Origin of the sequence: Streptomyces sp. NPDC032198, from assembly GCF_040636975.1 — a bacterium.
Classification (GTDB): domain Bacteria; phylum Actinomycetota; class Actinomycetes; order Streptomycetales; family Streptomycetaceae; genus Streptomyces.
The window spans coordinates 166,151-185,395 of record NZ_JBEZVL010000006.1 but is presented as its reverse complement, the minus strand read 5'-3'; the positions used below and the strand labels follow the sequence as shown (position 1 = coordinate 185,395).

The 19,245-nt window shown below is 72.7% G+C and carries 19 protein-coding genes; 7 read left to right on the top strand and 12 right to left on the bottom strand.

The window, feature by feature from the left end; translation table 11 throughout:
- Positions 1-142: 142 nt before the first annotated feature.
- A complete protein-coding gene (locus AB0E78_RS17580; protein ID WP_361833785.1) occupies positions 143-334 on the top strand; it encodes a chaplin in 192 nt (63 codons plus the stop codon).
- A gap of 97 nt (positions 335-431) precedes the next feature.
- Entirely contained in the window at positions 432-1,340 is a 909-nt protein-coding gene (locus tag AB0E78_RS17575; RefSeq protein ID WP_361833132.1) for a chaplin family protein, read from the top strand.
- A 246-nt stretch (positions 1,341-1,586) separates the two neighbouring features.
- Here AB0E78_RS17575 and AB0E78_RS17570 read toward each other — a convergent pair whose 3' ends face one another.
- Both AB0E78_RS17570 and AB0E78_RS17565 read right to left on the bottom strand, forming a co-directional pair.
- Positions 1,587-2,855 carry an NAD(P)-binding domain-containing protein gene (locus tag AB0E78_RS17570; RefSeq protein ID WP_361833130.1) on the bottom strand — a complete coding sequence of 423 codons (1,269 nt, stop codon included), beginning with the start codon at positions 2,853-2,855 and terminating at the stop codon, positions 1,587-1,589.
- Positions 2,855-4,219 carry an ATP-grasp domain-containing protein gene (locus tag AB0E78_RS17565; RefSeq protein ID WP_361833128.1) on the bottom strand — a complete coding sequence of 455 codons (1,365 nt, stop codon included), beginning with the start codon at positions 4,217-4,219 and terminating at the stop codon, positions 2,855-2,857. The genes AB0E78_RS17570 and AB0E78_RS17565 overlap by 1 nt, the downstream gene beginning before the upstream one ends.
- 130 nt (positions 4,220-4,349) lie before the next feature.
- Here AB0E78_RS17565 and AB0E78_RS17560 point away from each other — a divergent pair, with 130 nt between their 5' ends.
- Positions 4,350-5,624 carry a glycosyl hydrolase gene (locus tag AB0E78_RS17560; RefSeq protein ID WP_361833126.1) on the top strand — a complete coding sequence of 425 codons (1,275 nt, stop codon included), beginning with the start codon at positions 4,350-4,352 and terminating at the stop codon, positions 5,622-5,624.
- 10 nt (positions 5,625-5,634) lie between these two features.
- On the opposite strand, the gene AB0E78_RS17555 is transcribed toward AB0E78_RS17560, so the two are convergent.
- The 9 genes from AB0E78_RS17555 to AB0E78_RS17515 form a co-directional block, all read right to left on the bottom strand.
- Positions 5,635-6,747, bottom strand: a complete 1,113-nt coding sequence (locus AB0E78_RS17555) for a GNAT family N-acetyltransferase (RefSeq protein ID WP_361833124.1) — start codon at positions 6,745-6,747, stop codon at positions 5,635-5,637.
- 5 nt (positions 6,748-6,752) lie between these two features.
- Positions 6,753-7,412, bottom strand: coding sequence for a lipopolysaccharide biosynthesis protein (locus AB0E78_RS17550; protein WP_361833122.1), 660 nt, complete (start codon positions 7,410-7,412; stop codon positions 6,753-6,755).
- A complete protein-coding gene (locus tag AB0E78_RS17545; RefSeq protein WP_361833121.1) occupies positions 7,412-8,542 on the bottom strand; it encodes a glycosyltransferase in 1,131 nt (376 codons plus the stop codon). The genes AB0E78_RS17550 and AB0E78_RS17545 overlap by 1 nt, the downstream gene beginning before the upstream one ends.
- Positions 8,539-9,252 carry a polysaccharide deacetylase family protein gene (locus AB0E78_RS17540; RefSeq protein WP_361833783.1) on the bottom strand — a complete coding sequence of 238 codons (714 nt, stop codon included), beginning with the start codon at positions 9,250-9,252 and terminating at the stop codon, positions 8,539-8,541. Before AB0E78_RS17540 ends, AB0E78_RS17545 begins: the two co-directional genes overlap by 4 nt.
- Before the next feature lie 61 nt (positions 9,253-9,313).
- Positions 9,314-11,002: a lipid II flippase MurJ gene (locus AB0E78_RS17535; protein ID WP_361833119.1), complete on the bottom strand. Its 1,689-nt coding sequence runs from the start codon at positions 11,000-11,002 to the stop codon at positions 9,314-9,316.
- Positions 10,999-12,264: an O-antigen ligase family protein gene (locus AB0E78_RS17530; protein WP_361833781.1), complete on the bottom strand. Its 1,266-nt coding sequence runs from the start codon at positions 12,262-12,264 to the stop codon at positions 10,999-11,001. Before AB0E78_RS17530 ends, AB0E78_RS17535 begins: the two co-directional genes overlap by 4 nt.
- Positions 12,265-12,361: 97 nt before the next feature.
- The gene (locus AB0E78_RS17525) at positions 12,362-13,840 is read right to left on the bottom strand and encodes a sugar transferase (RefSeq protein WP_361833117.1); all 1,479 of its coding nucleotides are present in this window, start codon (positions 13,838-13,840) and stop codon (positions 12,362-12,364) included.
- Complete coding sequence (locus tag AB0E78_RS17520) at positions 13,837-14,991, bottom strand: glycosyltransferase (protein ID WP_361833115.1); 1,155 nt, start codon at positions 14,989-14,991, stop codon at positions 13,837-13,839. The genes AB0E78_RS17525 and AB0E78_RS17520 overlap by 4 nt, the downstream gene beginning before the upstream one ends.
- A gap of 33 nt (positions 14,992-15,024) precedes the next feature.
- Positions 15,025-16,131: a DUF3344 domain-containing protein gene (locus AB0E78_RS17515; protein ID WP_361833113.1), complete on the bottom strand. Its 1,107-nt coding sequence runs from the start codon at positions 16,129-16,131 to the stop codon at positions 15,025-15,027.
- 345 nt (positions 16,132-16,476) lie between these two features.
- On the opposite strand from AB0E78_RS17515, the gene AB0E78_RS17510 reads away from it, so the two are divergent.
- The 4 genes from AB0E78_RS17510 (at position 16,477) to AB0E78_RS17495 (ending at position 18,891) form a co-directional block, all read left to right on the top strand.
- Complete coding sequence (locus AB0E78_RS17510; RefSeq protein ID WP_361833779.1) at positions 16,477-16,716, top strand: chaplin; 240 nt, start codon at positions 16,477-16,479, stop codon at positions 16,714-16,716.
- 179 nt (positions 16,717-16,895) lie between these two features.
- Positions 16,896-17,564, top strand: a complete 669-nt coding sequence (locus tag AB0E78_RS17505) for a hypothetical protein (protein WP_361833111.1) — start codon at positions 16,896-16,898, stop codon at positions 17,562-17,564.
- A gap of 241 nt (positions 17,565-17,805) precedes the next feature.
- Complete coding sequence (locus tag AB0E78_RS17500) at positions 17,806-18,087, top strand: hypothetical protein (protein ID WP_361833109.1); 282 nt, start codon at positions 17,806-17,808, stop codon at positions 18,085-18,087.
- Between the two features lie 300 nt (positions 18,088-18,387).
- Positions 18,388-18,891: a DUF5949 family protein gene (locus AB0E78_RS17495; RefSeq protein ID WP_361833108.1), complete on the top strand. Its 504-nt coding sequence runs from the start codon at positions 18,388-18,390 to the stop codon at positions 18,889-18,891.
- Positions 18,892-18,993: 102 nt separating this feature from the next.
- On the opposite strand, the gene AB0E78_RS17490 is transcribed toward AB0E78_RS17495, so the two are convergent.
- The gene (locus tag AB0E78_RS17490; protein ID WP_361833106.1) at positions 18,994-19,200 is read right to left on the bottom strand and encodes a hypothetical protein; all 207 of its coding nucleotides are present in this window, start codon (positions 19,198-19,200) and stop codon (positions 18,994-18,996) included.
- Positions 19,201-19,245: the final 45 nt, after the last annotated feature.

Genomic DNA, 19,245 nt, shown 5'->3' with positions numbered 1-19,245 from the left:
CAACTCGTTTGCAGACTGCGGGTCATGGTGCGAGACGTAAACGTAGTTCTCGCTCGGTTTCGACTGCCAGATCGGCATGACCACAGAGAAGGGAACATCTGTGAAGCACAAGAAGAGCGCAACGATCATCGCTGGTGTCGTCATGGCCATGAGCATGGCGGCCCCCGCGTTCGCCGACGCCGGCGCCGAGGGTGCGGCCGTCGGGTCCCCGGGCGTTCTCTCCGGCAACCTCGTCCAGGTCCCGGTCCACGTGCCGGTCAACCTGTGCGGCAACACCGTCGACGTGATCGCCCTGCTGAACCCGGCGTTCGGCAACACCTGCGCCAACACCTGAGGTAGCACCCAGCCACCGGGCTGTTTTTCCTGGCCGGCCTTGGACCGTCGCTACGACTCCAAGGCCGGCTTTCCACTGCTCAGAGGAAGACAACTACATGCGACAGGTCATCGGTAAAGGGATGCTCGCGACCGCGGCCGCGACCAGCATCCTCTCCCTGTCCGGAACGCACGCGTTCGCCGCGGGCGCGGACGCCGTGGCGACGGATTCGCCCGGGATCTTGTCCGGGAACAGCGTGCAGGCCCCCGTGGAGGTGCCGGTGAACGCCTGCGGCAACTCCGCGAACGCAGTCGGCGTGGGCAACCCCACCATGGGCAACAGCTGCGCGAACTCCGAGGCCCCCAAGCACCACGCCGAGGCCCCGAAGCGGCACGCCGCCGTCCCCGAGCAGCACGCCGTCGCCCCGCACCGGGCGGCGACGCAGGAGCCTGCGGCCACCAAGACGCACGCCAGGTCCGGGCACGGTTCTGGGCACGGGTCGGGCCACGGGTCCGGGTACGGCGACGAGTCGGGCAGGGACGCCTACCAGGACACGCACGCGGGCACCCAGTCGCTGGCCGAGAGCGACGCCAGCCACTCGCCCGGCATCCTGTCGGGCAACGACGTACAGGCTCTCCTGGACATCCCGGTCAACGCCTGCGGCAACACCGTGGACGTGATCGCCGCGCTCAACCCGGCGTTCGGCAACGGCTGTGCCAACGGAGCGTCCGCACCGACGCCGCCGCAGCACGAGACGCCTCACTCGCCCGAGACGCCTCCGCGGTCTGTCGAGCCGCCGACCGACCGCGCCATGCCGCCGGTGAAGGCCGCTCAGCCGCCGCAGTACGTCGCGTCCTCGACCGCGCGGCAGATGCCGTCGGCCGCCCACGAGGCGCCGCACGCCGTCGCCCGGCTCGCCGAGACCGGCAGCGACCAGGACCTCCTGGCCGCCGCCGCGGCGAGCGCCGCCCTGCTGGTCGGCGGCGGGATCCTCTACCGCCGCGGGTTCGCCTCATCGGGTCGCTAGTTCGCCCGGACAAGCCGCTGGCGGGGAAGAGACACCCGAGGGTCTCTTCCCCGCCAGAACGGGAGGGGGGCCGGCCCGCGAAGGGGGTGTTGCCTACCCACGGCATGGAGCCGACGGCTGGCGGAGGGCAACCAGGCCCGTCCCATGACGTCAGAGTCCACCACCTGATCGCCGCGGACGAAGAACCGATTCACCCGTTCGCCGATGGCATCACCTGATCGGGTTCGCCGGAGCCGGGATTCCCGCTCAGTGCTTGACGGCGCCCAGGGGCGACCGGCGGCCCCGCTCACCGGCCGGCGCCGGGACGGCGGAGCCCGCCGGGCCGTGCCGCAGGCTGCGTCGCACGCCCCGTACCAGCCGCTCCGCCGTGAACGAGGCCCCCTGCACGAAGCGCATCGCCGGGCCGAAGCTGGCCGCCGTCACCAGGCCCGCCAGGAACAGACCGGGGTACGAGGACTCGAACCCGGTGGAGGCGTAGGGCTCGTCGGCGGCGTTCACCGCCAGGCTGGCGCGCACCTCCGGGGCCAGCAGGCCCAGGCGCGCGCCGGTGGCCCTGAAGCCGGTGGCGGCGATGACGTGGTCCGTCTCGAAGTCCGGGCCGCCGCCGATGCTGCCGACGGTGGCGAGCCGCACCCGGCCCGACGTGACCGACGCCGTGGCGACCTCGTGGTCGAGCAGCACCTCGACGCGTGACTCGACCCGGTCGCGCACCCACCAGGCCCCCGCGGGGCCGAGCGCCGACGCGGAGATGCGGGCGCGCGTGGCCTCGGGGAGCCGCCGGAAGCCGCCCGGCACCTCGGCGTAGAACCAGTTGCGCCAGCCGCAGCCGAGGCCGCTGTGCGGGGCGCGGGCGGACTGCCACCACGGGCGCTTCCACTCCGGGGGCACGGTGTTCCAGCTCAGCCGGTGCGAGCGGGCGAGTACGCGTACGCGGGTGCCCTGTTCGGCGAGGAGAGCCGCGGTCTCCAGGGCCGCCTGGCCGCCGCCGATCACGGTGACGTCCCGGTCCCGGAAGCGGTCCAGGTCCCGGTGGTGGCTGCTGTGCGTGACGTGCTCCGGGCCGAGCCCGTGCAGGGCCGAGGGGATCTCGACGAAGGGCATCACGCCGACGGCCAGGGCCACCGTGCGGCCACGGACGGCCTGACCGTCGTCCGTGACCACCTCGAAGCCTCCGGGGCAGGCCCCGACCGACGCCACCATGCGTTCGTCGACGTCCGGTACGGCGTGCCGCGCGAACCACAGGCCGTACGAGGCGAACGTCTCCACGGAGACCGGCTCGCCGTGCCGGGCCCGCATCCCGTTGCGCTCGCAGTACGCGGCGAGGCCGTAGCGGCGCCGGGGGTCGGAGAGGTTCGACGCCCAGGGCTCCGACTTGAGGAACATGCCCCGCGGCATGTGGTCGCGCCAGGACGCCATGGGTCTGCCGAAGACGCGTACGTCGAGTCCCGCACCGGCCGCGTGCGACGCGATGGAGAGACCGTAGGGCCCGGCTCCGACCACCAACAGGTCATACATCAGCAACTGCTCGCTCTCTCGTCATCGGTACGGGCGTCGTCGGTGCGGGCGGCATCGGGGCAGGCACCCTCGGCGCGGCCGGGGCCGTCGGGCGTGCCCGCCTGGCGCACCATCCGCACCCGCACGTCCTCCCCCCGGGGCGGTCCTGCGGGACGTGCCGTCCGCCTCAGCCGGCCGAGGAGGCGCCGCGTCACGTGCCGGCACCACAGCACCCACATGGCGCGCGCGGGAGCCATGTCGTCCCGGGCGTGCCAGGCCAGTTCGCGGCGGTGTGCCGCGGTGGAGGCGGGCCCCGCCGTCAGCAGGACGCGCACGGCGGCCAGCGGGGAGTAGTTCTCCACGACGAACGAGCGGCCCGGGAGAACGGCGGCGGGCGGCAGCGGCCGGTGTGTCATGTCCAGGTGCTGGGCGCGCACCACGTCCAGGTCGGCCCCGTCGGCGAACAGCCGGAACTGGGCGCCGGGCCGCGGATTGAAGTCGAGCAGACAGTGCTCGCCGGTCGCGGGGTCCACCCGGAAGTCGAGGTCGAAGATCCCCCGGTAGCCCAGGGTGCCGATCAGCCTCTCCACGCCGGCCCGCAGGCCCGGCTCGGGCGTCCACTCGCCCACCGCCGTCAGGCCGGCCCCGCGGGGCCAGGAGCGGTGCTTGCGGCCGGAGCCGCCACCGCGCACGGCCCCCGTCCGGTCGGCGTAGCCGTGGACGAACCAGTCGCGCCCGGGGCCGTCCGGCAGGAAGGCCTGCAGCAGCAGGCGGCTGCCCGCCTCCTCGCTGCGCCGATAGAGCTCCTTGGCCTGGTCGGCCGACCGCACCAGGACCGTGCTGCGCAGGTCCGTCCCGGCGGGGACCAGCCACGGGCGGCTCCACTTGGCCACCACGGGGAGCCCCAAGTGCCGTACGGCGGCGGCTGCCTGGGCGGCGGTCCGCGGGAGGAGCGTCACCGGGTGGGGGATGCCTGCCGCGGCGCACACCTGGGCCAGTGTCGCCTTGTCGGCCACCCGCTCCGCGAGTCCGCTCGCCTGGTCCGGCAGGAGATAGGTGGCGGACAGTTCCTTCTGCAGGCGGCCGATCGCGAGGGCTCCGGCATCGTCCATGGGAATGAGGACGGACGGTCTGGCCACCCGGTGGGAGATGCGGCGCAATACGGCGGCGATTTCCGGGAGGGACGCACCCGGCGGCGGTGGAGGGTGCGTCTGGTGCAGATAGCGGGATCTGCGCACCGGGCTCTCCGCCGATTCCGCGGCGGCCACGTGCACCTCCACTCCCGCGCGGCCCAGCGACCGGACAGCTCCGAGTGTGCCGTGATGAAAAGGGTTCCGGTCGATCCGCAGCAGAACCGCGGGGACGCGGGTGTCGAGAGTTAGCACGGCCGAATTCTCTCAATTCGATCCCCCATGCGGGCGATGGGCACGCCCAAAGGATTAGGGGCTCGATTGGCGCAATAGAAATACATATGACTGAGTGTCAGTAGACGGAGGCGCAGCATGAGGAGCGACCATGGCCTTGCAGAGACGCCAGACCACCAGTAAACGACTGGCATTCATTGCCACCGGAATCGTTGCATCGGCAGCTCTCGCCGTCGGACCCGGCTACGCGTGGGGAGCCGGCCAGGACCCCGAACCACCGGCCGCCCTGCCCGGTCTGCCGTCGGCGGCACCCGTCCCGGTCCCCTCCCCGGCCGTCCCCGCGCCCCCGGTCGGCCCGCTCGCCCCGTCCGGCGTGCAGCCCTCCGCGACGCCGAGCCCCACGGACGCGGCCAAGGCGGCCGGGAAGCCCGCGTTCGGGGCCTACCTCGCCTACGGGCCCCAGGGCGTGCAGCGCATGGCCGAGCTCAGCAAGTGGCTGGGCGGCGCCGAGCTGCGCGTGGGGCACACCTACCTGCCGGGCGACCGGTGGAGCAATATCGCGGGGGCGCCGGACTTCCTGGAGAGCTGGGCCGAGTGGCGGCGCGAGAAGGACAACCGGCTCTTCGTGCTCAACGTCCCCATGATGGAGCGCAACGAGGACCACGTCGGCGACTCCGAGGTGCGTGCGCTGCTCGGCCGGGGCGCCGCGGGCGACTTCGACCAGCATTACCGCGCCCTCGCCGAACGGCTCGTGAAGCTGAAGGTCCCGGACACCGTGGTGGTGCTCGGCTGGGAGATGAACGGCACCACGTACACCCATCGGTGCGGTCCCGACCCGGAGGCCTGGAAGAAGTACTGGAAGCGCATCGTCACGACGATGCGTTCGGTGCCGGGACAGAAGTTCAAGTTCGACTTCACGCCGAACAGGGGCCGGGACGCCATTCCCTGGACGCAGTGCTATCCCGGTGACGACGTCGTGGACATCGTCGGCATGGACTCGTACGACCAGCCGACGGGCACCGATTTCGCCGAGCAGGTCAGCGAGCCGTACGGCCTGAAACAACACGTGGAATTCGCGAAGGCCCACGGCAAGGACATCTCCTACCCGGAGTGGGGCCTTTTCCGTAACGGCGACAACGAGGAGTACATGCGGAAGATGCTCGCCTGGATGGACGAGCACAAACCGCTGTACAACACCGTCACCGACTACTGCCCGCACGGGGTGTGGCAGTGCGGGGACAACCCCAAGTCGTCCAAGGCCTACCGCTCCCTGCTCTTCGGCCGTACGGACACCGAGCCGACCGCCCCGGAGCCGACGCAGCCCACGACGCCGCCCAACTGTTCGCCGCTGAACCTGGGCGAGTGGGTCGAGCACTGGCTCGGCGGCAAGCTCTGTATGCGCCTCGACTGGTACAAGCGGCCGTAGGGAGGGGCGCTCAGGACTGTTTCCGGCGTTCCTGGCGGTCCCGGCGCTTGCGCAGGAACTCCTTGCCCCGGCTGCGGGCCGCCGCGTCCCATGCGGCGGCCCGCAGCACGGGGGCGGTGCGTCCGCGGGCGAGGAGCAGGCGGTGGTTGACGGCCTCCTCGGGACGCCAGTGGTGCTTGTACGGTTCGTTGCCGCGCAGGAGGCTCAGGACCCGGCTCCGGTCGCCCTCGGCGTGCTGCGCGCAGGCGTTCAGGAGCATCGTCGCCACGTCGACCTTCCGCTCGCGCAGCCGCGGATGTGCCCCGTACAGGTAGCCGCCGACCAGGTGCGGCGAGAGCAGGGTCAGATCGGCCGCCACCACGGCGTCGTCGAGCCGGAACTCGGTGACCACCGCGTCGCCCGACCTGACCATGAGCCCCACCGACCTGATCAGGTGCTCGGAGAACCGCTCCTGGAGGTGCTCGGACGTCACCTTGCGGCCTTGCCACTGGAGTTGGTGCAGGTGCAGGAGCGTGCGCACCGACGCGTCCACCTCGTCGTGCCGTACGATCCGCCGCTCGACGCCGAGCGCGTCGATCTTCCGGATCTTGGCGCGGGCCCGCTGGGCGCGCGGCGCGGGCAGCCGCCCGAGCAGTTCCTCCATCGAGGCCGCGGGCAGCTCCAGGCAGAGCGAGTCCACGAGGCGGAGCCGGGGCCCCTGCCAGCTTTCGTAGATGCGCTCCACGGCGGCTCCCGACCGGACCTCGCGGAAGTCGATCAGCGCGGTGCGGGCCAGTTCCGACAGGCCGTCGGCCAGCGCGGCCGCGGCCTCGTCGGCGAACGCGTCATCGAGCAGCACGTCGGTGAAGTCGGAGATCGCGCCGCCCAGCGGTACGAGCGCGGGGAACGGGACGTACGCGCGCATCAGCGGGGCCGCGGCGACCAGTTCACCGTCCTTGCGCACGAGGACCACGCGGAGCCGCCCGCGGGTGCCGTAGGAGAGCCACCACGAGTGCAGCCAGGCGTGGCTCTGGAACGGCGTCGCCGTGCGGCATCTGCGGTGCAGCCGAGCCCACGCCGTCGCGAGGCTCCCGAACTCGGTCTCGTCCGTGCAGAGTTCGACCGTCAGTGCGCTGTCGGCCACCTCCATCACCTCTCCCGGTTGAGGTCGGCGGACTGCGCGGGTCCCGGTACCGCGGCCGATGGCGCGTCCTCGGCGCGGCGGGGGCGCACGAGGAGGGTGAGCCCTCCGAGCAGGCCTCCGGCGCTGGCGCCCACCAGGGCGGTCATGGGCGCCGTCGCCGATGCGGGGTCCGCGGGCTTGACCGCACGGGAGAGCTGCAGGAGACGTACCCGCGTGCTGTCCTTGGTGTGGTTGGCGTTCTCGGTCAGGGAGCGCGAGACCGCGTTGGCGATGTCGGCCGCCTTGCCGGGCTGGGCCGCGGTCGCCGAGATGGAGATCATCGGGGCGTCGGGCGAGGTGGCCGCCCGTACGCTCTCGCGCAGCGTCCCGGGCGAGACGCCCGACTCCACCTGGGCGTCGCCGAGCACGGCGAGCTGGGTGGCGACGCGGCCGTACGCCGTGGCGAAGCCCAGCGCCGCGGTGGGGTCGGAGTCCTTCTGCGGGACGGCGATCACATAGCTGGTGGCGGTGTACTCGGGTGTCTTGACCACGCCGTACAGACCGCCGGTGAGGGCGCCGAGGGCGGCTCCCGCCGGGAGGATCCACCACGCGGGCAGTCGCTTCACGCGGGCCAGCATCGGGGCCGGTCCTGCCGGGCGGTGCCGCCTGCTGAGGGTATCGGTCATCAGGAACTCACTCTCGGGGTCGAACCGGAGGCTGCTGCCTCGTAGACATGCATCAGCTGTGCCGCGCTGCGGGTGATGCCGTAGTGGTGCGCGGCCGCCAGGGGCAGCCGCGCCCGTGGCCCCGCCGACCGGGCCCGCAGCAGCGCCCGCGCGAAGGAATCCGCGTCGCCCGTGACGCGCTCGGCGCCGCTGTCCGCCCCCGGCGGAAGGTCCTCGACGGCGGGGCACCGCACGTAGAGCACCGGCAGACCGGCGGCGAGGCCCTCGACGACGGCAAGGCCGAAGGCCTCCTCGGGTGACGGCGACGCGAGCACGTCCATGGCGGCGAGGAGCGCGGGCAGGTCGGCCCCCTCCCTGGACAGATGAGGCCGCTCCCCCGCGAACAACACCCGGTCCGCTACGCCCAGTTGGGCTGCCGTCGCGCGCAGCCCTGCCTCGTCGGGGCCGCCGCCCACCAGCAGTACGCGGACGTCCTGGGGCAGCGCGGCCAGGGCGTGCAACAGGACGTCGAAGCGTTTGCCGGGGGCCAGCCGTCCGACCCCGCCGACGACGAACGCCTCGTCCGGGAGCCCCAGTTGACGGCGTGCGGCGATCCGGGCCCGGGGGTCGAAGCGGAACCGCTCGACGTCGATGCCGTTCGGGACGACGTGGATACGCTGCCGCGGCACCCCCCAGCGGCCGAGCCGCTCGGCGACGGACGGGGAGACCGCCACCGTGGCCCGGCCCAGACGCTCGCCGGTCAGGTACAGCGCGCGGACGCCCGGGGTCAGCGGCCGCCCCTCCATCTGCGAGTCCCCGAGGGAGTGTTCGGTGGCCACGACGGTGCGCATCCCCGCGAGACGGGCGGCGATACGCCCGTAGAGGCAGGCGCGGAACAGGTGGGTGTGCACGAGGTCGTAGCCGCCGCCGCGGATGACCTTCACGAGGCGGGGCACGGCGCCCAGGTCGCGGTTGCCGGACATGCCCAGGTGGATGACGCGCACCCCGTCGGCTGTCAGCCCCTCCGCGACCGGTCCCGGATTGGTGAGGGTGACGACGTCGCAGTCGACCGGCAAGTGGCGCAGGAGGAGCCGCAGTTGCTGCTCGGCGCCGCCGACGCCGAGGCCGGTGATGATGTGCAGGGCCCTCATCCGGTCACCTCCGGTTCGCGGACCGCACGGCGGCGCAGCCGGTTGAGCCGCAGCTTCAGCTGGAGCCGCAGGGCGGTGTCCTCCTGCCCGATGTGCACACGGGGCAGGGCGTGCACCCCGGTCAGGGGGCCCGGGGAGATCGCGCACGCGTAGCGGTAGCCGGCCGCTCGTACGGTGTCGACGACGCGCTGGTCGACGGTGCCGTACGGGTAGCAGAAGCCCTCGACCTCGCGGCCGACGATGTCGGAGAGGGCGACCCGGCTGCCGCTGGTCTCCTGCCACAGCAGCCGGTCGTCCGCCCGGGTGAGGTCGACATGCGTCAGGCCGTGCGAGGCGACCTCCATGCCCTCGGCGGCGGCACGGCGGATGCCCGCCGCGTCGAGCAGCGGTTTGCGCGGGCCCAGCGGGTCCCACGCGTTGTCGCCCGCGAGGCGGCCCGGGAGCACGAAGACGGTGGCGTCGAAGTCGTAGCGGTGCAGGAGCGGCAGGGCGTGGTCGACGAAGTCGGTGTACCCGTCGTCGAAGGTGAGGCCGACCAGGTCGCGTCCCTCGCCACGGGCCCGCGCCGTGAGGAGCCTCGACATGCTCACGCCGCGCAGGCCCTGTCTGCGCAGCCAGCGCAGTTGGGCGGCGAGTCGTTCGGGCGTGACGGTGATCTTGTAGGGGTCGTCCGCGCAGGTGTCCACGGAGTGGTACATCGCCACCCACATCGGCGCTTCGGGCAGCCAGTGCCGTGTGCGCCGTGATCGGGGGGTCTCACCGAGTGCTGTGTCAACGGACATGCGCGAGCTTTCGTGTGGCGGATGTGAGGGAACGGACGACGGGCTCGAAGGCCTGGGCCTTCAGGGCCCGGAGCACCAGGGCGAACACGGCGGCGACGACCGCGGACCCGGCGACGACGGCGAGGACCGGCGAGTCGACGCTGCTCGCGATCGCACCGCCGAACCCGGTGGCGCACACCATCGCGGCCACCGGCTTGGCCAGTTCGCCCAGGACCTGGCGGACCCGGATCGGCACGTTGCGCGGGCCCATCCCGCACAGCAGCACGAAGGCCGCGACGCTGATCCCGGCGGCGTTGGCGAGTGCGATGCCGCGTACGCCCCACAGGTCCACCGCCCAGCTGCCGATCCCGGCGGTCGCGGCGACCCCGACCGCCATCGCGCCCAGCGGGAACCACGTGGCCCGCCCGCCGGAGAAGTACGAGCGGACGAGCGCCCCCACCAGCGTGTGGCCGAGGAGACCCAGGGCGTAGACGCGCATCACGGCGGCCGTGGCGACGGTGTCCTGCGCGGTGAACGCACCGCGCTGGAACATGAGGTGGATGAGCTGCGGCGCGCAGGCGATCACCACGGCGGTGCCGAGGAGCACCACGCAGCCCGCCAGGCCCAGGTCCCGCTCGACGCGTGACCTGGCGCGCTTGACGTCGCCGTCGGCCAGAGCACGCGCGACGACGGGGAGCGTGACCGTGCACAGCATCAGGGAGAGGATCATCGGCACCTGCGCCACTTTCTGGGCGTAGTTCAGGTGCGAGATGGCTCCCGAGGGCAGCGAGGACGCCAGGAAGCGCTCGATGAGCACCTGCGACTGGCGGCACAGCGCGAACAGCAGCACGGTGGCGACGAGGGTGCCGCTCATCAGCGCGGGGGCCGAGGGGTCCGGCGCCTTCCCGGCGGGCGCGTCCGCCGTGTCGCGGGTGAGCCGGCGCCAGAGCGAGGGGGCCTGGACGAGCACCATGAGTACGCCGCCGACCGCGACGCCCAGCGCTGCCGCCCGGACGCCGTAGCGGGGGGCGAGGACGAACACGGCGGTGACGATGCCGATGTTGTAGAAGACGTAGATGGCCGCGGGGGCCACGAACCGGCGGTGGGCGCGCAGGGCCGCGCTGCAGTATCCGGCGAGGCCGAAGGTGAAGACGCAGGTGGCGGTCAGCCGTGTGCAGTCCACGGCGAGGCGCGGGTCGGGCAGACCCGGCGCGAGGACCTCCACCAGGACCGGCGCCCCGGCCATCAGGATCAGCGCGACGGCCCCGGAGGCCAGCATCAGGCGGGGCAGCGACGCGGCCACCAGCGCGCGGACCGGATCGCGGCGCGCGCCCCGGCCGCGGCGGGCCAGCGCCATGCTGAAGGCGGGGACGAGCGCGAACGCGAGGCCGTCCTCGATGAGCAGGGTGGTGGCCACCTCGGGGACGGTCCACGCGACGAGGAACGCGTCGGTCTCGGAGCCCGCCCCGAAGAAGTGGGCGAGCGCCTGGTCGCGCACGAGCCCGAGCACGGAGCCGGCCACCGTGAGCAGCGCCGTGACCAGAGCGGCCTTGGCGAGAAAGCCGTTGGAGGGATCGGAACCCTTGCCGGACCCGGACCCGGACCCTGACTCGGCACCGGCACCGGCACCGGCACCGGTGTCCGGTCCGGGCACCTTCCCGGCGCGGCCGGTGTCCACCTCATGCGTCGTGGAGGTCATCGCGGGGCCTCCCCGGGCATCGGCGCGGCCAGGGCGCGCCCGGACAGCGCCCACCAGGCCACGAGCCCGAGGACCACGGCCATGAGCACCGTCGACGGCCCGCCGATGTCGGCGTACGAGAAGTCCACCAGCTGCCACAGCAGCAGCCCGCACGCGACGAGCGCGCAGTCCGCCCCCGCGCCCCCGCGCACCCGGGCGAGCCGCCGCATGCCGAGCAGCAGGAAGGCGGCCCAGCTGCCCACCAGCGTGCACAGGCCGAGCAGCCCCTGCTCGCCGAGGACGAGCAGATACATGTTGTGCGGGGAGAGCAGCGGCTGGCGGCTGAACTTGGCGCCCGCGCCCCCGGTGTCGCTGGCCGAGGAGAGGGCGAGCGACGCGTGGCTGTCGCGGTGGTCGGGGAAGGCCTTGAGGCCGACGCCCGACACTGGTGCGTCGCGCCACATGTCCACCGCGGCGGCCCACATCGTGTACCGGTCGGTGACCGACTGGTCGGGGGCGTCGGACACCTGCGTGATGCTGGTGACGCGCTCCGACAGCATCTGCGATCCGATGCCGAAGCCGCCCACGAGGACCACGGCCGCGGCGGCCAGCCCGGCGAGGGCCCGCAACGCGTTCCGCACGCCCGCGAGCCCCAGTTGCGCACCGCAGGCCACGACGGTGGCGATCCAGGCGCCTCGGCTGAACGAGAGCGCGAGCGGCACCGTCAGGAGCAGCGCGCACACCAGCGCGATCTGACGCTGCCTCGGGGAGGCCGGGCCGAGCGCGAGGGCCACCGCGCACACCAGGCCGTACGACACCACGGTCGCCATTCCCATGACGTCCGTCGGGCCGAAGGTCCCCACGGCCCGGACGTCCGAGCCCATGTAGCTGGCGCCCGTCCCGGTGACGTACTGGTAGACGCCCAGCGTGCCCTGGAAGAGGGCGAGGACGATGAGGGACCAGGCCACCAGGCGGAAGTCGCGGCGGTCACGGACGAGCATCAGGACCGCGGCCGGTACGAGGACGAAGATCTGGAGGTAGCGCACCAGGCCGGTCATCCCGGCCGACGCGGTGGTCGCGCCGACGGCCGCGACCGCGATGCCGAGCACCGGCAGGCCGAGCACGACGGCGGCGTCGCGCGTCAGCGGCCGCCGCGCCCCGCGCACGGTGCGGGCCACGCACCAGAGCACCACCAGGGCGGAGACCGCGTCGGCGACCGTACCGCCCGCGGAGCCGCCCTCGCCCGGCGGCGCGGGGAGCGCGAGCAGGGCGACCACGGCCATGACGGGCAGCACGGGACCGGCGCCGCGGAGTGCCGAGGACAGGGCGGCGGCCGGTGAGCCGGCCGGGAAGAGCGTGATCGGGGCACCGTTCACCGGGTCAGCTCCCCGTCGGGCGTACGAGGGACGCGGCGGTGCGCAGCAGGATGCAGAGGTCCTGCCAGAACGACCAGCTGTCGATGTAGGCGTTGTCGAACCGGCAGCGGTCCTCGATCGAGGTGTCGCCGCGCAGCCCCTGGATCTGGGCGAGCCCGGTGATGCCGGTCGGCATGCGGTGGCGCTCGGCGTAACCGGGGTGCGCCTTGCTGAACTGCCCGACGAAGTAAGGGCGTTCGGGCCGCGGGCCGACCAGGCTCATGTCGCCCCGCAGGACGTTCCACAGCTGGGGAAGCTCGTCGAGGGACGTACGGCGCAGGAACTGGCAGAAGCGGCTCATGTGCTGCTCGCCCGCGACGGTCCACCGGGTGGCTGCCTCGTGCGGGTCGGCGGGGCGGTGCGTGCGGAACTTCAGCAGGGTGAACGGCCGTCCGTCCTTGCCGACGCGCTCCTGACGGAAGATCACCCCGGGTCCGTCGGTGGCCCGCAGCACGAGGGCGCAGGCGAGGAGCACGGGGCTGATCAGCAGCAGCAGGATCCCCGAGGTCACGAGGTCCAGGGCGCGCTTGCTGACGCTGAAGTGCCTGCGCCGCACGGGCACGAGCTGACGGCAGGGGAACCCCGCGAGCCGCCCGGTTCTCGCCTGGCGCCCCGGCGCGTCGTAGCCCGGCGGCTGCGTCGCGTCGACCGCCCATACGTCGCAGCCCGAACCGCTCAGCGTCCGCAGCCAGCCGATCTGCTCGGGGCCGGGGGTCGGTCCGACGACCAGGACGGTGCGTACGGCGTTCTGGATGACCGCGCGGCGCAGCTCCTCGATCGTGGAGAGCACCGGGAGGTCGGCCCCCTCCGACTCCGTGCGCTCGGCGGGCGTGTCGCCCACGATGCCCACGGGCCGCACCCCGGCCTGTGGATGACGGAGCACCGCCTCCGCCACGCGCCGGGCGACGACGCCGGGTCCGACCACCAGGGCCGGGCGCGGCTGCCGGAGCGCCGCCCTGCGCGCCCACCCGTACAGGGCGCCGCGGCCAGCGCAGCACAGCACGCTCTGGAGGGCCGCGCCGGTGCACAGGGTGGTGAGGGAGAGCGGGCTGAGGGTGGAGACGCTCGTGGCGAGGAGTCCCACGGCGCACCAGCTCAGGAGGGCCTGCCAGGCCAGCGAGGGGAGTTCGTCGAGGGCGGCGGGCACGGCGAGCGGGCGGTACAGCGCGGCTCGCGCGTTCAGGACGGTCACCGCTGCGATGAGCAGGACCACGAGGAGGGGGTGGCGCTGCGGATCGGTGAGCAGCACGGTGCCCAGGAGGGCGGCGCTGCAGTCGACGGCGTACAGCGGGAGGACCGACGAGCGGCGCGCCGAAGTCCCCCATTTGATGCTCGTCCCGCGGCCGCCCCCGGCCCCTCGGGGAGGGATGACCGAGGGGGTGGCGGTGGCATGGTCGGCCGCCCGTGGCTGCGCGGCAGGGGCGACGGTTCGTTCCGCACTCACGGGTTGATGGACTCCCTGCACTTGATGGGCCCCACGCCCAGTAGCTCGCGGTACACGGCCGCGACAGCGTCCGCGGTGTGCCGCACATCGTGGGTGTTCAGAACGTGGCGGTGCGCTGCGCGGCCGAGGGATTCACGCAGGGGCGGATCGCCGAGCAGTCCGACGAGGGCGCGTGCCAGCGCCGCCGGGTCCTCGGCGGGAACGAGGCCGTGCGGCGCGAGTGCGGGCGGCAGGCTCTCGCGTGCGCCGTCCACGTCGGTGACCACCACCGGCCGGGCGCAGGCCATCGCCTCCAGGGGTACGAGTGCCATGCCCTCCCACCGGGACGGCAGGACCACGAGGTCGGCCGCCTGGTACCAGGGGGTGGCGTCCCGGACGTCTCCGGCGAACCGCACGGAGGCGGGCGCCCGCTCGCGCAGACCGGCCGCGTCGGGCCCGTCCCCGACGAGGACGAGCCGGGCGAGCGGCATCCGTTCGGCGACCTCCGCCCAGGCCCGCAGCAGGACGTCCTGTCCCTTCTGCCGGCACAGCCGCCCCACGCACACCACCAGAAGCTCCTGCCGGGACAGCCCGAGGGCGGTCCGTGCCGCCTGCGCGGCCACCGGACGGAAGCGCCCGACGTCCACCCCGTTGGGGATCACGGACCAGCGCGCGTCGATCCCGGACCGCTGCCCGGTGAGCCGCTCCGCCTCGCTGACGCAGACCACGTGCGCGGCCCAGCGCGCCCCGAGGCGCTCCCAGTGCCGGGCGAGCCGCGCGGTCACACCGCCGACGGCCTCGAAGGACCACGCGTGCGGCTGGAAGACCGTGGGCACCCTGCCGCGCAGGGCGAGCCGGGCGGCGAGCCCCGCCTTGGCGCTGTGCGCGTGCACGACGTCGGGCCGGAGCTCGTCGACGATGCGGGCGAGGCGCCGCACCTCGTCCGGCAGACCGGGCCCCGGGGAGCGGGTCGCCGCCCACGGGTGGGTGGCGCCGCCCAGGCCGCGCACGCCATCGGGCAGGCAGCCGCTGTCCGGGCACGCCACGCCGACCTGCATCCCGGTGGACAGCTGGGACCGCACCAGGTCGGTGACCACGCGGGCCACTCCGCCGTCGACGGGCTGGGCGACGTGAAGGACGCTCAGCCGGGGGTCAGTTGATGACAGTTGCATGCACGGCGCCTTGCTCAGGGGGAAGGTGGTGCGCTACCGCTTCGCGTCCACAGCGGCGAAGAGCACACCGGCCCACGCGGACTCTCGCCGCGAGGCGAGTCGGATGAGCAGGCCCTTTCGGTCGGCCTTGAGGCCCCCGTCGAGGCGGAAGATGTCGGAGTCGTAGCCGAGCGTGTTGGCGTACGCGGGCGTCCTCGCGCTCTGCCTGCCCGGCTCGCTGATGGTCGAGTTCAGTACGTCGCGGGCGGGGTTCGCCGCGTCGGAGAGCCGCACGGGCCTGCTCCGGCCGGTCGACACGGTGAGCGTGTCGCCGGTCGCGCCGCGGTCGCCGTCGTACGCGACCATGCCCACGCTGCCCTTCGCGCGGGCCGGGACCGGCAGGCCGGCAAGGCGGACCGCATGGCTGCGCCCGCGCGCGCCGCCGAGGGAGTCGAAGCCGTCCCACACGGCCAGGTGGCGCAGCGGCGCCGCCTCGTTCTCGTACGCGACGACCAGCGTCCAGCCGCCCCACGCACCGGCCTTGGAGTGCCCCATCGCCGCGTTGACCTGGGCGACGGTGTAGAGCCCTGCGCCGCTGGACCGGACGAGGGGCGTGACGTCGGCCGATGCCTGGAAGGCGTCAGCTCCGTGGGCGGTGCGGTGGCCGACCAGGGTGTCGGCCCGCACGTGCCGGTAGCTGCCGCCCGGTTCGGCGATGAGGGCACTGCCGTTGTCCCTGGGCGGCTTCTGCTCCCCCACGCGGAGGTTGCCGCCCCAGTACAGGCGCGCGTAGGACACCCGGGAGCCCGGGGGGAGCCGGACCTCTCCACGGCTGGAGTTGTAGGTGTTCGGGTCCTTGTCGACGTCGACGTAGAACATGTCGAAGTCGTTGTTGGCTGCCGCCTTGCCCCCGCGCGCGGAAGCGCACGACACCGCGCGGGCGACCATCGGCTTCCGGCAGGTGACGGACGTGTTGGCGGCGCGGGTGATGCCGCCGTGCTGGAGGGCGTGATAGCGCTGCGCGAACGTGGCGGCCACCGCTTCGGTGGCGGCGGGGGGTGTGGGCGCGGCCACGGCGGGGCCGCCGGGAGTGGCGACGACCGCGAGGGAAAGGGCGCACAGCGTCACGCGACGGAGAAGGGGGCCCAGGGAATTACGCATGACCGGCGTTGCCCTTTCGGGAAGGTCTGAACCAGGAGGGAGAATTGAAATGCGACAGTCACACTCGGCCCGTAACTTCCCGCACTCGTTCTTTCAAATGGCTTCAGGAGGAGAGCAACACTAGCCGCTTTCCGCATTAATCCAGGAAGGCTGACAAGTGTGTCGGAAACGTGAAGTACATAACGCTCGGGACCCCCTGTGAGCACGGCCCACTGGGCCGTCCCGGCAACCCTGCGCCAGCAGATCACCCTTTTGGGCCCACAACTCCTGCGCACGCCGTCCGTTGATCCATGGGCCGGGCACCCCGCCCTGCCGATGCATCAACTGACCAAGGAGCAACTCTCCATGTCGCGTACCGCGAAGGCCCTCGCCCTCTCCACCGTTGCCGTGGCCGCCATGGCCGGCAGCGCCGGCATCGCCGCCGCCGACGCCGGTGCCCAGGGTGCCGCCACCCACTCCCCCGGTGTCCTCTCGGGCAACGCCGTCCAGGTCCCGATCCACATCCCGGTCAACGCCTGCGGCAACACCGTGAACGTCATCGGTCTGCTGAACCCGGCGTTCGGCAACACCTGCGTCAACAGCTGACGCTGCGGCAGCACGCTCTGAGCGACGGCCGTTCTCCCCCGAGGAGGACGGCCGTCGTGCGTTCCCGCCGGTCCCCCGGAGGGCCGCCATGCCCCCGAATGGCAGTCGCTCGGTTGCGGTCGGTGTTCACCGCTTTCACGGTGAACACAAGATCCGACGCATCACCGAAGGGAACATCCATGCGTGCTCTGCCCGTACGGCGTATCGCGACGTCCGTCCTCTGCGCCTCTCTCCTCCTCGGGACGGCAGGCCCCGTCATCGCAGCCGAGAGCGACTCTCCGCATGGCAGCACCCAGGAGGCGGCCCGTGCTCCGGTTCCCGGGGCGGACAAGCTGCTGCCCCAGGTCAAGACCCTGGCCGACGCCGCTGGTGTGCTCTCCCCAGTCACCGATCTGCTCACCGCCGTGCTCAAGGCCGACGGCGGGAAGCTGCCCGCCGCCGACGCCGCGAAGCTCGCGGGGCCGGTGAAGGACGCCATCACGAAGGCTTCGGCCGCGGCGCCCAAGGCACCGGAGCTCCCCCAGACCCCGGCGGCTCCCGACACTCAGACTCTCCCGCAGACCCCGGCGTTGCCGAAGGCGCTGCCGGGTGACTCGATGGCACAGGCCGACCCGAAGGCCGACGCCCTCAAGGCGCTGCAGACCTCCGTCAACGCCCTCCTCAAGGCGGCCACCAGCGGCGACGTCAAAGCGGTGACCGGCGCGCTGCCGACCGTGCTCACCGGCCTCGTCAACCTCGTCGCCGCCACGCTGCTCGGCGGCGGTCTGCCCGCGCCCGACCTCGCGGGGCTCCCGGCCCTGCCGAAGGCCCCGGCGCCCAACCTGCCCCAGGCGCCCGGACTTTCCTGAGTCAGGTCACCTCCCGTCGCGTCGGTCCTCAGGGCCGGCGCGACGGGCTTTTCACGTCCGTATCGCTGCCTTCGCCGCTCCGGCCGCGCATCCATTTCATAAGAGAATGAGACACCGCCTTCGTTCGGGTGGGTTCCGGGAATTTCCGCCGCACAGAGTTTCCGCCGTACAGAGCGCTCGTTACCCATGGCGAAGTGAAAATCCCCTCTGGTGACCGTGTGTCGCCGCAGAAAGGAACCCGATGAAGCCCCTGAAGGCTGCCGCCGTCGTTGCCGGGACCATGGTCATCGCTGGTGTTGCCGCACCCGCCTTCGCCGCCGACCTCACGCCCACCAGCCTGAACGGTGCCCTGGACACGGTCACGAGCAAGACGTCGTCCATCGACGCGCTCCCGCTGGCCACCAACGCCCTGGACACCGAGAACAAGGACTCCGTCGTCAACACCGTCTCCAGTGCCGCGAAGAGCCTGCACGCGGGTGGCGGCGCCGGCAAGCTCCTCGGCGGACTCCCCGTCGCGAAGTAGAGCTCTTTTCCTGCTCCTTCATCCGGCGCGACGCCCCCAGGGGCGACAGCCGCTGCCCCCGGGAAGTAGCTGCCACGAGCGGACGGCACGCGGCAGTGAGGGCCGGTTCCGCAGACGCATTCTGCGGAACCGGCCCTCGGGCTTTCCCCGGCCCATCCTGCTTTCCCTGGGCCTCAGTTCGACTGGAGAGCGCCGGAGTTCGACCGGCGCGTGCCCCGATCGTGTGATCGCTCGCCCACACTCACCCAGTCAAGTGACAAGCGGGTCCGGGACATCAGCACTCGTCGATACGGTTCCGGGATGACCTCGACATCGAGCGAAACCCGCACTTTCCGCGCCGCCGATCTGGGCACCCTCACCGTGGTCGCCTGGAGCGGTGAACACCCCGAGGACGAACAGGACATGCCCTTCCTGCTCGCCTACTCGCTCGGTGACGGCGAAGGCGGCCCCGAGGGCGCGACCGAAGCCATCGAGCTCCTGCTGCAGGACACCGGACTCCCCATCGGCGGCCCCGTCGTGGAGAGCTCCCGCAACCCGAGCCTGCCCGTCAGCCTCCTCGTCGAGGCGGGCCAGGCCGTACTGAACATGCCGTACCTCAACGCCCAGTGCGTGGTACCGCCGGAGTGGCTCGCCGCCGTGGGCGAGCGAGGTCACGCCTACTTCATGTTCACCACGCGCCCCTGGCCCGAGGCCAAGCCGGGCGTGCCCCTCGCCGACGAGGCACTCGCGGCATTCGCGGGCTCCGAGGAGACGATGACCCGGGCCGCGCACTGCCTGCTCACCGCGAAGAGGCTGCGCGGCTAGGAGCGAGGGGCGGCGCCGGGACCCGCGACACGGCTGGGGCCCGCCGGTCGGGACGAACCGGCGGACCCCAGTACCCGTGACGCAGTGGCTCAGCGCTCCACGTCAGAGCAGGCCGAGGCCCAGGTCCGCGTCCAGCAGGTGGTGGTCGTGGTCGTGGTGGTGGTCGCCCCAGCAGCCGCCGTGGTCGCACGGGTGCGAGACCGTCTTCTGCGTCGGAACTGCCGCCGCGGAAGCGGAGGTTGAGAGCGGGATCGCCACTGCGAAGGTGAGCATGGCGGTCGCGGCCGCACGACGAAGCGTGATCTTCATGGGGGATCTCCTCGATCCGTTGGGGACGCGACCGACGCTAATCAG